The organism is Thermodesulfobacteriota bacterium (assembly GCA_039028315.1).
Classification (GTDB): domain Bacteria; phylum Desulfobacterota_D; class UBA1144; order Nemesobacterales; family UBA2774; genus CR02bin9.
In genome coordinates, this window is sequence record JBCCIH010000055.1 from 1 (window position 1) to 11,841 (window position 11,841).

Annotated in this window: 13 protein-coding genes; 7 read left to right on the forward strand and 6 right to left on the reverse strand. The window is 38.8% G+C overall.

Annotated elements, in window-relative coordinates:
• Nucleotides 1–181 precede the first annotated feature (181 nt).
• From AAF462_04910 to thiL, 3 genes are read right to left on the reverse strand one after another with little or no spacing between them, the layout of a single operon-like run.
• Nucleotides 182–1,414, reverse strand: coding sequence for a hemolysin family protein (locus AAF462_04910; protein MEM7008457.1), 1,233 nt, complete (start codon nucleotides 1,412–1,414; stop codon nucleotides 182–184).
• Complete coding sequence (locus tag AAF462_04915; GenBank protein ID MEM7008458.1) at nucleotides 1,404–2,747, reverse strand: hemolysin family protein; 1,344 nt, start codon at nucleotides 2,745–2,747, stop codon at nucleotides 1,404–1,406. The genes AAF462_04910 and AAF462_04915 overlap by 11 nt, the downstream gene beginning before the upstream one ends.
• Nucleotides 2,748–3,731, reverse strand: coding sequence for a thiamine-phosphate kinase (gene thiL / locus AAF462_04920; GenBank protein MEM7008459.1), 984 nt, complete (start codon nucleotides 3,729–3,731; stop codon nucleotides 2,748–2,750).
• 273 nt (nucleotides 3,732–4,004) lie between these two features.
• Between thiL and arsC the strand changes: the two genes are divergently transcribed.
• Together arsC and AAF462_04930 are read left to right on the forward strand one after the other, a co-directional pair.
• A complete protein-coding gene (gene arsC, locus AAF462_04925) occupies nucleotides 4,005–4,361 on the forward strand; it encodes an arsenate reductase (glutaredoxin) (protein ID MEM7008460.1) in 357 nt (118 codons plus the stop codon).
• 220 nt (nucleotides 4,362–4,581) lie between these two features.
• Nucleotides 4,582–6,231, forward strand: coding sequence for a hypothetical protein (locus AAF462_04930; protein MEM7008461.1), 1,650 nt, complete (start codon nucleotides 4,582–4,584; stop codon nucleotides 6,229–6,231).
• Between the two features lie 135 nt (nucleotides 6,232–6,366).
• Here AAF462_04930 and AAF462_04935 read toward each other — a convergent pair whose 3' ends face one another.
• Both AAF462_04935 and AAF462_04940 read right to left on the reverse strand, forming a co-directional pair.
• Nucleotides 6,367–6,768, reverse strand: coding sequence for a hypothetical protein (locus AAF462_04935; GenBank protein MEM7008462.1), 402 nt, complete (start codon nucleotides 6,766–6,768; stop codon nucleotides 6,367–6,369).
• 86 nt (nucleotides 6,769–6,854) lie between these two features.
• On the reverse strand, nucleotides 6,855–7,151 hold the full coding sequence (locus AAF462_04940; GenBank protein MEM7008463.1) for an antibiotic biosynthesis monooxygenase family protein: 297 nt from the start codon (nucleotides 7,149–7,151) through the stop codon (nucleotides 6,855–6,857).
• Between the two features lie 108 nt (nucleotides 7,152–7,259).
• Here AAF462_04940 and AAF462_04945 point away from each other — a divergent pair, with 108 nt between their 5' ends.
• The 4 genes from AAF462_04945 (at nucleotide 7,260) to AAF462_04960 (ending at nucleotide 10,898) form a co-directional block, all read left to right on the forward strand.
• Nucleotides 7,260–7,700 (forward strand): MarR family transcriptional regulator, encoded by a 441-nt coding sequence (locus AAF462_04945; protein ID MEM7008464.1) that lies wholly within the window; start codon nucleotides 7,260–7,262, stop codon nucleotides 7,698–7,700.
• A gap of 104 nt (nucleotides 7,701–7,804) precedes the next feature.
• On the forward strand, nucleotides 7,805–9,334 hold the full coding sequence (locus AAF462_04950; protein MEM7008465.1) for a YifB family Mg chelatase-like AAA ATPase: 1,530 nt from the start codon (nucleotides 7,805–7,807) through the stop codon (nucleotides 9,332–9,334).
• A gap of 53 nt (nucleotides 9,335–9,387) precedes the next feature.
• Complete coding sequence (locus AAF462_04955; GenBank protein ID MEM7008466.1) at nucleotides 9,388–10,020, forward strand: NAD(P)H-binding protein; 633 nt, start codon at nucleotides 9,388–9,390, stop codon at nucleotides 10,018–10,020.
• A 164-nt stretch (nucleotides 10,021–10,184) separates the two neighbouring features.
• A complete protein-coding gene (locus AAF462_04960) occupies nucleotides 10,185–10,898 on the forward strand; it encodes a DUF4397 domain-containing protein (GenBank protein MEM7008467.1) in 714 nt (237 codons plus the stop codon).
• A 53-nt stretch (nucleotides 10,899–10,951) separates the two neighbouring features.
• Here AAF462_04960 and AAF462_04965 read toward each other — a convergent pair whose 3' ends face one another.
• The gene (locus AAF462_04965) at nucleotides 10,952–11,407 is read right to left on the reverse strand and encodes a cupin domain-containing protein (GenBank protein ID MEM7008468.1); all 456 of its coding nucleotides are present in this window, start codon (nucleotides 11,405–11,407) and stop codon (nucleotides 10,952–10,954) included.
• Between the two features lie 211 nt (nucleotides 11,408–11,618).
• Here AAF462_04965 and AAF462_04970 point away from each other — a divergent pair.
• Nucleotides 11,619–11,841 (forward strand): sigma factor (locus AAF462_04970; GenBank protein MEM7008469.1); only part of this gene is annotated, 223 nt, incomplete at its 3' end.

Consider the following 11,841-nt stretch of genomic DNA (forward strand, 5'->3'; position numbering starts at 1 on the left):
GATACAGCTAAAAGACATGCTAGCTCCTACGGAGTGACATTTCATGAGGAGTTAAAAAAACTCATTATCCACGGCATATTACATCTACTTGGACATGATCATAAAAAGAAAAAAGAGACTCAAGAAATGAGGGCCAAAGAAGAGCATCTATCCAAGTTAGTTAAAGATTTATAGATATAACCTAAGTGGATTTTTTAACCTTAAGTTTTACTTCTTCAATCGCTCTAGAGGTTGCCTTTGTAACAGTAAAGGTGTAGTTGGAGTGTTTAACTTTATCGCCTGTCTTTGGTATAGAGCCTACTTCCGCAAGTAAAAACCCGCCGAGTGTTTCATAATCATCGCTATCCGGAATTCCTAATCCAAGATCATCATTAAGTGCTTCTATCTCTATTTTCGGATTGATAAGATAATCCTCATCCCCTGTTTTTCTCCAGAGCTTTATTCCCCTGTCATACTCATCCTCAATCTCACCAACAACTTCTTCTAAAATATCTTCAAGTGTTATTGCGCCCACCGCGCCGCCGTACTCATCCACTACCACAGCCATACCGGCCTTACCTTCTTTCATCTCATCCAATAACTCGTCAACCGGTTTTGACTCGGGGACATAAAAAGGCGGCTGAGCATGGGTCTTAAGAGTATCGTTGGGGTCAGCGCCTAACAGATAAAATGAATGAAGCATTCCCGTAATGTTATCAACTCGCTCGGAGTATATTGGGATTCTTGAGTGTCCGGTCTCTTTAATGAGTCTTATGGCATCGCCTACCTTAGAATCCTCACTAAGCGCTCTTACCTGAATAAGAGGGATCATGATTTCATCCACAGTGGTCTCGGAGAACCTAAATATGCGCTTTATAATTCTCTCTTTATAATCCACTGTAGGAGCGCTGCCGTCCCCTTCGATAACGTCTATGAGCTCTTCTCTGGTAATAAATGAAGTTTCTGTTTTCCCGATTAGAGTTAGCAGCTTTTTAGTAAAAATATTTACAAATATTAATATCGGGAAAAAAATCTTCGATGCTATCCAAAGTGGATATATAGCATAAAGAACTATAGTATTTCTTCTTTTCTGGAATACAGCCTTTGGCACTATCTGTCCAAAAATGATAATTATTGGAGACAAGATTAATACTGTATACAGCTCTCCGCCTTGTCCATATTTCTCGTGAATATAGAACGTAAGCACAATTGTACTTGTAATTAGTGATAGGTTTATCCCGACCAGTGTCGTGCTTAAGAAACGCTCTATCTGATCATAGGCGCTTAGCACAAGTGCTGCACTTTTAGAACCATTTTCGGCGAGCGAGCGCATTTTAACCTTATCACAGGAAATAAGGGCAATCTCAGAGCCTGAAAAAAATGCCTGAAGTGCAAGTGAACATAATATTATAGCTATAACTATCTCAAGCGACATTAGCTTCCTCTTTATTGTCTCTTTCTACTCTTATTTCTGTTATCCGCTTTCCAGAAACTTTGTAAACTGTAAACGCCAAGTTTCCATAGGAAATAGTGTCTCCCTGCTCCGGGAAGCGGCCGAACAGATCAAATACAAACCCGGCAACTGTCTCATGGTCTTCCTCTGATGGGAGAATAGAATCTTCAAGCTCATCCCCCAAGTTTTCAATCCCGCCGTATCTTAGAACAGTAAATAAGTATGTATCGTTAAACTCATCAATCTTCATACTACCGGGTATTATAAGCGACTCCCCGTTCCACCTAACCTCGGCAGTTTTAATAATCCTTCTCTCATCTTCTATTTCCCCAAATAGCTCCTCCAACAGATCTTCCATAGTTACAATGCCGTCAAATCTTCCGTACTCGTCTACCACGATTGCAATATGAATCCGCTGCTGCTGAAACTCTTTTAGAAGATCAAACGCCACTTTTGTGCGGGGTATGAAATAAGGCGGTTTAAGTAATTTTTTTATAGTTTTCTCTTCTGACAACTCAAAAGAAAGAAGGTCTTTGGCGTAAAGAACACCAACTATATTGTCCTTGCTATCTTTATAAACTGGGGTTCTAGAAAACCCTCTCTTCTTAATTTCATATAGTGCGTCTGTTCTGGACAGATCTGCAGGCAGCAAGAAACAGTCAATTGAAGGGGTCATTATTTTGTGCGCTGGGACGTCTTCGAGTTTAAATAAGCTTCCAACGAGTTTGCGTTCAATGTCGGTAATAACGCCTTCTTCACTTCCTATGCCAACAAGTGTCTTTACTTCCTCTGGGGAGAATTTTTCTTTTTGCTCAGGTTCTATTTTGCCGCCAAGCACTCTTGTAAAACCAATCGATGCAACCATAAGAACCCATCTTATCGGTGTTATCAGTACATGGAATAGGTGAAGAGGGTATGAAACTGCAGTTGCAATAATTCTAGGGTATTTTACCCCCAGGGTTTTAGGTCCGATCTCGCCGAGCAAAAGAAGTGTTGGCGAGGCAACTGCTACAGATGCAAGCATTATGGTCTGCTCAGAATAATTTATTAGGATAGCATTCACTGTTAGACCTATAACACTTGTATAGGCTATATTGACTACCTCATCGGCAAACAGAATTGTGATAATAAGCTTGTAGGGATCTAAAAGAAGTTTATCAATAAGCTTAGAGCTTTTGGTGCCTTCTTTTCTTAGTCTATCGAGTTGATGTCTTCCTAATGAGAATAAAGCACCCTCAGCTATACAGAAGAATCCTGATAGGAAAAGAAGCAATATTATTAAAAACAAATTATAGCTTATGGATATATCGTCCATTTAACTGTTAAAGTGAACAAATCCTCTCTTATTTAAAGTCTTGTATTCCCCGCTGGAACTGATCAAGTCAATTGAAGTGGACTCTGTTACAGTTCCAATTTCGGTAATTTGAATGTTTAGATTTTCAGATATGTTTTGAATATCCATTCTTCTGGATTCATCACAAGTGAAAAGGAGTTCGTAATCTTCTCCTCCACTCAGAGCCATTTCATATTTATCGTCACAATACTTATCCACATTTTCTATATACTCTTGAGACCTAGGTATTTTTTCAATATCAATCCTTGCGCCTAGTTCTTGTATTAATGTAATACGCTCTAAATCTAAAAGCAGCCCGTCACTAACATCAATCATGGAAGCTGGTATCACATTTTCTACAAGTTCTCTTCCAAGTGAGAGTCTAGGATTGGGGTGAAGATGCCTGTCTATTAGTTTCTGCGTTTGCTTAGGTGCTTGATCATCTGAAAGCACCTTAAGTCCAAGTGCAGAATCACCCAAATTACCGCTCACATAGATAAGATCTCCTGGTCTTGCTCCGCTTCTTCTAACCATGGATTCAGGTTCAACCTGTCCGAGCACTGTAATGTCTAGAAATAATTTTTCTGAAGAAGACAAATTCCCTCCAATAAGTCTTACGCCAAATTCATCTTCCGCATTTTTAAAACCTGAAATCAATTGATCTAGGTACTGCTCATTTTCATCAGGTGAGAAACCAACGGATGCAAGAATAAATTTAGGTATACCCCCCATGGCTGCTATGTCGCTTACTGAAACTGCGACCGCTTTTCGTGCAAGCTCTGAGGGATTTATTAGAGATTTTATAAAGTGGACGTCTTCAACTTGAGCATCGGTCGTAGTAAGAACAAGCATGTCCTTATCAAATTTTACGGCCGCCGCGTCATCGCCAATTCCAAGTTTGACATCTCTTGATGCCTTATTAAACCGCTCTTCAATAGTATTAAGAGCACTTAGCTCATCTATCATAGTATTATAATCCGCAACTGCTCATTTTAGAATTGAGAACTGTAATATTATGAAGATGTAATAAATCTTGGAATTGTATGAGATTAAGGTTTAAATCACACAAATGAGGGTCAGGTTCTTTCATATATGAATTCTATAAATTTACCAAAATTTATAATATTTAGTCCTGCTTGGACTAGGAATAAGTTTAGGATATTTACTATTACATGTCAACATTATTAATGATTAGAGAAATTTCAACTGTGAATCATTTTTTAGGTATAATGCTCGATTATGGGAAAACAGAAAATCACTATTTACCAAAAACCAACTTGTACTACATGTAGAAAAGTTCTTAAGATTCTAAGAGAGTCAGGGACCGATTTTGATAGTGTTAACTATTTCGAACAGCCATTTAATAAAAAGACTCTTACGAGCTTAATAAAAAGCCTAGGAATTCCTCCAAAAAACCTTCTTAGAAAAAATGAGGCCATATATAAAGAGCTTGGTCTATCTAAAAAAGAACTTACAGACTCTGAGATTATAAATCTAATGATCGAGCATCCCAATCTTATTCAAAGACCTATAGTGGTTAAAGACAATGAAGTAATTCTTTCCAGACCTGCTGAAAAAATCCAAAAATTTATATAGAAGAAGCCAATTGTTTATATGGCACTTTTTTATAAAATTATGATATTGCCCATATATCTATGGTAAAATATATATATACCCATACTAATCTTGGCGGAACTGGATGGGGTTAAAAATAATGGCGGTCTGGTAAAGGAGGGACGTTTTATATTATTTACCGCAACTTGGTTTCATAAAACCTAACTTCTTATCACTAGCCAATAACAGGAGGAAAGTACCGATGAGTATTTCAAGGTCTTTGCAAAAAAGTCTTGGGATTTTTTGTGCTGTATTAGTAATTTCATTATTTACTGCCGGAGGATGCAGCGACAACAACGGCGGGGGCAACACAGTTGACCCAGCTGGTGCTGATGCCTTATTAGTTGGCGGTCATGCTGGTCAAGTGGCAAATGAGCTTGATTTTGCGTTAGATCTAACCGACTATGACGGTATGACGCTAAACAATATGATTGTTGACTGTCTTGACATTGATACTCTTACAGCAGATGAAGAGGCAGCGCTCAAGCAAGCTTTTGATTCAGGATTTATTATTTTTGGATACGAGGCAAGCGAGCCTTGTGTTGTAAAGCTGATGGCTGACATTTTAGACCACCCGCTTATTTTTGATGAGCTAACCGATTTAAATGTTCCAGAAGACATAAGCACTGACGTGTTTGTAGTTGAACTTCACGGTGATCATATTTGGTATAATGACATCACATTTAGTGATGGTGGACTGATGATCGATGAGGATGACGCTAACCCTGAGCCAGCTCCTGGAAATGGTGATGACGACGACGAAGCTGCAGTAACACCAGATGACCCAGATTTTCCAAACTATGATACCTTCCAGGTTCATTCATCAGCAATCAAAGAGATTATAGACACTTATGATGTAAGAAGAGATGTATTAGAAGGACAGGGAATGGTTGTTGGTTTAGATGACTTTGACGATTTAAACATGACTGCTACAAGGTCAGTAACAACCACAGATCCACTTTTTGCTACTTCCAACACTTCCCAGCCGACTGGTACTCTTGCAGAGATAGCAGCTTCTTATATTCATACCCACACACACTATGTGAGACCACCTAACGGAACTGATGATCATAATAACAGCTCATACACAGGTACATATCAGATGTCTACATATGTATGGTCTATCACTGCAAGTGGTCCAAGTGGAACATTCTCATACTTAATGATCGCTCAGGACTTCAACCTATCTTCCGCTGGTCTATATAGAAGAACCGGAAGTAGGGATAAAGGCTGGTACTTAAGACAGTTTACAAATACTAACAGACTAAAATCCGGTGGCTCATATCTCTCATCTAACCAGGCATTCTTGCTTGACAATGACCCGGCTTCAGTTTCACAAGAAACATCTAGTGAAACACATTCAACAAGCTTTGGGATTAGTGGTGACATAAGCACAGATGGACCTTCCGTAGGAGCAAGTGCTGATTGGTCAAATTCCATTACAACACAAAAAGCGGATGTAGGTATATTGAACAACGCTCTTTCAAGTAACACAGGAAATGATGCAACATGGACCTATACAGCTTTAAGACCTGACCACAGAGATGCTGGCGGTCTTTGTACTTGGGATCATCTATCTGAGCCTGCAGCTCTGGCCAGATCCAATTATCAGCCAAGTCAGACTTACATATACAGAATATCTCCATCTTTTGCAGACAGTACAATAACACTAGAGTCTAGATGGGCAGTTTCTGTTGAAAGGATGACACTGAGCAAATGCACAAAGCTGTTTAGCTGTTATTCATGCGGAAGTCAGAACTGGACTTATACAGATAATCTTGGTACGGATCCAGATAGCTTATCTGTTTCAGCTTCTTTCAACATGGGAATACATCTACCAGCCCTACCATAAGATAGAAAATATTTTAGAAAACACAAAAGGGAGCTTCGGCTCCCTTTTTTTGTATCCCACTTTTGAAGAAGATATAAATGTAAATACGATCTGCGATCACATACATCTCAATTTTCTAATCTAAACATCCTTATGTTACTGATCATCCATATGTAATTTTTGGAAATCTTCATGCTTTATGAGCCATAGGCTGCCAACAGGATACAACTCATATTGCGCGATAGATTCTTTTACAAAAACCATTTTATTCAAAGTCTTTTTTGCATCCTTTTTATTCTTAGCTTTAATAAAAAACACTACATTCGGCATTGGTTCATCGTCAGTAAATTTGGCTTCGGTGTTAAGGTATACATTCTCTACAATGCCCTCTCTCCATAAATCCAATAAATGGGTAGCTTGGGTTGCTAAATTAGTATTTACCTTATCTCGATCACCCGTAGTCCATTGCCAGACAACTGCAAAAGTTTCTTGGTTCTCTTGAGCATTTGCAGATACGCAAAATATTAAAATTAAGCATGCTAGAAGGACTTTCTTCATAATATATTCTCCTATATACAAAAATTTGTTGTTACATCAACAAGATTTACTTCTCTTTATTTTTCTCAAACAAAGCCCTCTGCTTACTAATTTCTTATTATTGTGTATAGACAGGGGTAATGAGGATATGCATCCATACTTCCTTCAACTATTTTAAGAAACTCCTCACTTTGTACAGCTTTGAAGAATGCCTCTGGAGTTTCCCACTCTGCGACATTTACGAAATGAAACTTTGAGTCCGGAAGCATGGATTGATGAAGCTTTGTATTTATATACCCCGGCTGTTTCTTTAAATACTCAGCCCCTCTCTCCCACATTTGTAGACACTCCTCTTCCTTCCCTTTAGGAACTTCAAATGGATTAATAAGAATTACATTACTCATGGCTAAATCCTCCTATCGTTTTTAGTTTAGTTTATGTAATATATGACATGATGTTGTCAATTCTAAATATACATAATGACAACATGTTGTCAAAATTAGGGGGCAAGCATGCGTACGCAAAGAGGCGACTTGGTAACAGATCTTATTCTCGATGTCTTTAAACTCAGCGGACTTTTGGTATCGGAAGGAGACCAGCTTACAGCTGAATTAGGGCTTACAAGTGCCAGATGGAAAGTTCTTGGAGCAGTAGCTTTGGCAGAAAAACCTTTGACCGTTTCACAAATTGCGAGGACAATGGGACAATCAAGACAAAGCGTTCAGCGAATAGCAAATAGACTTATAGATCAAGGAATATTTATTTATCAAAACAATCCTGCACATAAACGGGCACGTCTTTTAAAACTGACGAAGAAAGGACAAAAGATATTTTCAAAATTAGACACTATCCAAGCACCTTGGGCCAACATGTCAGGACAGAGATTTAAAGTTGCTGAGCTGAAAACCGCTTTAAATGTTCTGAGAGAACTTATTGAATACTATGAGAATTAAATTCGCTAATCATAATTAAGATATGCTCTCTTTATGAAGCTGTAACATATATTTACTTAATAACCTTATATAAAAATAATTAAGGGTTATAATAGTAAGCCATAATGATAGCCAAAGTTTTTAGCAGCGCAGTTTTGGGAGTTGATGCATATCTAGTTGAGGTAGAGGTTGATATTGCACTCGGGTTCCCGCAGTTCACAACCGTTGGGCTGCCCGATGGTGCTGTAAAAGAGAGCAAAGAAAGAGTCAGAGCAGCTATTAAAAACTGCGGATATGAGTTCCCTCAAAGAAGAATCACCGTAAATCTTGCCCCTGCTGACATACGAAAAGAAGGATCCTCTTATGATTTGCCCATATCACTTGGAATACTTGCAGCAACAGGGCTTATTGATCACGAGAAGCTATCTGAGTACATCATATTAGGAGAGCTTTCACTAGACGGTAAGATTAAATCCATAAAAGGCGCCCTGCCTTGTTCTATTTGTGCTAGGGACTCAAAACTTAAAGGCATAATACTGCCTAAAGAGAATGCAAAAGAAGCTGCTGTCGTCGATGGCATCGATGTCTTAGCGCCGGATTCCCTCCAAGAACTAGTTGAGTTTTTCGCAGGAAAAAGGGAAATTGAACCAACTAAAGTAAATGTACAATCAATATTCAAACAGGCTAAGGAATATCAGATTGATTTTCACGAGGTAAAGGGCCAAGAGCATGTAAAAAGAGCTCTTGAAGTTGCTGCAAGCGGAGGCCACAACCTACTTATGATAGGATCTCCTGGAACAGGTAAAACAATGCTGGCGCGGCGCCTGCCTACAATTCTTCCTGATATGAGTTTTGAGGAAGCTTTAGAGACCACAAAGATTTATTCAGTCTCCGGGCTTCTAAAAGATCACTCCTCTCTTTTTGCCACAAGGCCCTTCAGAGCCCCTCATCACACTGTTAGTGACGCAGGCTTAATTGGAGGAGGTGCTATTCCGAAACCGGGCGAAGTGAGCCTTGCACATAACGGTATATTATTTCTAGATGAGCTTCCTGAATTCAAAAAGAATGTACTGGAAGTTTTGCGCCAGCCGCTTGAAGACGCAATGGTTACTATATCAAGAGCTATAACCTCTATTACATATCCCTCAGGTTTTATGCTGATGGCTGCTATGAACCCGTGCCCATGCGGGTACCTTGGAGATCCGAAAAAAGAATGCTCTTGCACTCCTATACAAATACACAGATATAGAGCGAAGGTCTCTGGACCGCTTCTGGATCGAATTGATATCCATGTTGAAGTGCCCTCAGTAAAATATAAGGAGCTCTCAGATGACTCAGGCGGTGAGACCTCCGCCCTTATACAAGAGCGTGTGAACCGAGCTAGGGAAATACAGAAAGAGCGCTTTTTAGGAAAAGGCATATACTCAAATTCTCAAATGACTCCGGCAATGGTCAGAAAACAATCTCAGCCTGACCCACAGGGCATTAAGCTTTTAGAAACTGCAATTGATAAGCTTGGCCTTAGCGCCAGGGCATATGACAGAATTTTAAAAGTCTCTCGCACCATAGCTGATCTGGATGAATCAGATACGGTGCTCTCTCATCATATTTCAGAAGCTATACAGTACCGCTCTCTTGATAGAAATTTAATTTAAATTGGAATAAACACCTTGTTATTCGGATTATTATATAACAGGGGGGTAAGAGCATGAGAGTTTGTATTTTAGGTGCAAGTGGTGGTATTGGTAGGTACATAGTAAGTAAATCATTAGCTATGGGTTATGAGGTATCATGCCAAACGCGTGATGCTGATAATCTTACTCAGTTTTCTGATCAAGTGAGGGTCTATGAGTTTCATCCAACTGACTCAGAAAGACTAAGCGAATTCGTAGCAGGAGCGGATGTAGTCGTGTTTGCATTAGGGGCAGATATCCTGGGCCCGAGTACTCTATTCTCACAAGTAACTAAAACTCTTATCGCGCTCATGACTGAACATAACATAGCTCGATTAATTACGATAACAGGAGTGGGTGCAGGTGAAACTAAAGGTCACGGCGGATTTATCTATGACTGGATTGGCTATCCACTAATTACAAAAAGGATCTATAAAGACAAAGATTTACAAGAGTCGCTGATCAAAAAATCAAGTTTAGATTGGATCATAGTAAGACCTGCGGTTTTCACCAATCGAGAACAAAAAAATGCACTTCAAGTGGTTACTGAAATTCTTCCAGACACAGTTCTAAGAAGAGTCTCGCGTCAAGAAGTCGCAGAGTTTGTAGTGGATCAGTTTAAGAGCAATACCTACTTACATAAATGTCCATTTATAGGGCGACCATAATGAACATTACTTATACAATGAGCTTTTAGAATAACACTCTTTTGATATAATTTATGTTAATTACTCTACACTCATCCTTGACGAAAAACCCGCCCTCATTAAACTCAATATCTGGTGGCTAGGTATAGATATTTATGTAAATAAATATATCTAGGAGGGCTGTAATGAGAAGCATTAGCATTTTATTTTTGTTGGTTTTAGGGTTTGTTTTTGTATTGGGAGCTACAAGTTGTGATGACGATAATGAGGCGAGCTTAGCTCTGCTTCGAATACTTCATGACTCACCTGACGCTCCAGCAGTTGATGGTTTTGTTGATGATGTAGAAGTGGTATCTGATTTAGACTACCTTGAAGTTTTCCCAACCAATGGTGATGGCTATGCATTGATTCCATCGGGCATTAATAACATTAAGGTTAATGCAGCTGGGACTAATATAACTGTGATTGATGCGGACCTTGATTTCCCAAGGAATTCTGAGACGACGATTATAGTTACCGGTTTACTTGAAGACGATTCTATTTTCCCAATTGTTCTTGATGATGATAACTCTCTTCCTGCAAATGGGTTTGTAAAATTAAGAGCAGTTCATGGAGCACCAGGAGTTGGCAATGTTGATATATATGTAGTTCCACCAGGAGTGGATATCAACGACGTTGACCCTACACTTAGCGATGTGCCCTTTGGTGCGGCTTCAGGTTATCTAGAGGTCCCTGAAGGATCTTATCAGGTAATAGTTACTCCAACAGGAACAAAAATTATTGCTATAGATACTGGGCCTATTGAATTTTTTGATGGTCAAATCAGAACTGCAGTTGCCGTGGATTCTCAGGATTTCGAAGGGGATCCATTTATATTTCTACTTCTAGACAGAAATTAATACTAATCAGTACGATAGGGAGCATGGCGCTCCCTATTGTATTTTGCTTGATTTTATTCAGCACATTTTTGAGTCAGATCGTCAGTTTTTGGAAGAATTGTTAGAGGGTCTTCTTTGTTTCCAATGTAATATATGAGTGCTTCAACATCGCCGTTAATTGCCTCTCCGCTGTGCCAGGTGTCGACAACTTCGGTAAACATCTCTCCTGCTTTAAAAACTTTTTTAGGTCCATTATAAAGCTGGATTTGAAGCTCGCCTTTTAGAACATGGACAATACTAACAACGGGGTGGCAGTGATAACCGGTGTTAAAGCCATCATCTATTTCTAAATCTACAACAGTTACCTCTGGTGTACCATCTGGATATACAAAAGGTTTACCATCCCAGGTCTGCACAGTCTTGTATTTCTCAACAACTCTGGCTTCTGGATTACTGTATGTTTCATCTGCTTGTGAGCTTAAAGTTAGAAATGGCATAACTAAAATCGATAGTAATAATAATTTTTTCATCTGCCTTGCTCCTCAAATATAATTTATAAAGATTTAGTATATTGATATTAATCTAATACACAACAAACAATTCATAGAATAAAAAACTTGCGATCAAAAACAAACCTACTTCGTTATATATATTGAAAACAAATTTACGGATTCCTTATTAATGTAATGGAGACAAAAGAAAGTATCACGTAGACGATTTAGAGGTTACTTTAATACAAGTATGACGGATAGAGATTTACTACAGTCAGGTTTTAGATATGCGCTGTCTTTGACGCACAACGAACATGAGGCCGAGGATCTAGTTCAAGATGTGTGGCTAAAGCTTTATATAAAAGGAGCTGAAGCTAAGAGTAAATCTCTATTTTATATCTCCATTAAAAACTTATTCATCGATCGATACAGAAAAAATAAGCTGGTTGCAATTGAAGAGCTTGAAGAACAAA

Bases quoted from the DNA above. Each gene is read 5' to 3' on its own strand.
- AAF462_04945 (MEM7008464.1), top strand. From the start codon at position 7,260: ATGCGTACGCAAAGAGGCGACTTGGTAACAGATCTTATTCTCGATGTC.
- AAF462_04955 (MEM7008466.1), top strand. From the start codon at position 9,388: ATGAGAGTTTGTATTTTAGGTGCAAGTGGTGGTATTGGTAGGTACATA.
- AAF462_04965 (MEM7008468.1), bottom strand. From the start codon at position 11,407: ATGAAAAAATTATTATTACTATCGATTTTAGTTATGCCATTTCTAACT.
- AAF462_04940 (MEM7008463.1), bottom strand. From the start codon at position 7,151: ATGAGTAATGTAATTCTTATTAATCCATTTGAAGTTCCTAAAGGGAAG.
- AAF462_04910 (MEM7008457.1), bottom strand. From the start codon at position 1,414: ATGTCGCTTGAGATAGTTATAGCTATAATATTATGTTCACTTGCACTT.
- AAF462_04915 (MEM7008458.1), bottom strand. From the start codon at position 2,747: ATGGACGATATATCCATAAGCTATAATTTGTTTTTAATAATATTGCTT.
- AAF462_04930 (MEM7008461.1), top strand. From the start codon at position 4,582: ATGAGTATTTCAAGGTCTTTGCAAAAAAGTCTTGGGATTTTTTGTGCT.
- thiL (MEM7008459.1), bottom strand. From the start codon at position 3,731: ATGATAGATGAGCTAAGTGCTCTTAATACTATTGAAGAGCGGTTTAAT.
- AAF462_04950 (MEM7008465.1), top strand. From the start codon at position 7,805: ATGATAGCCAAAGTTTTTAGCAGCGCAGTTTTGGGAGTTGATGCATAT.
- AAF462_04960 (MEM7008467.1), top strand. From the start codon at position 10,185: ATGAGAAGCATTAGCATTTTATTTTTGTTGGTTTTAGGGTTTGTTTTT.
- AAF462_04935 (MEM7008462.1), bottom strand. From the start codon at position 6,768: ATGAAGAAAGTCCTTCTAGCATGCTTAATTTTAATATTTTGCGTATCT.
- arsC (MEM7008460.1), top strand. From the start codon at position 4,005: ATGGGAAAACAGAAAATCACTATTTACCAAAAACCAACTTGTACTACA.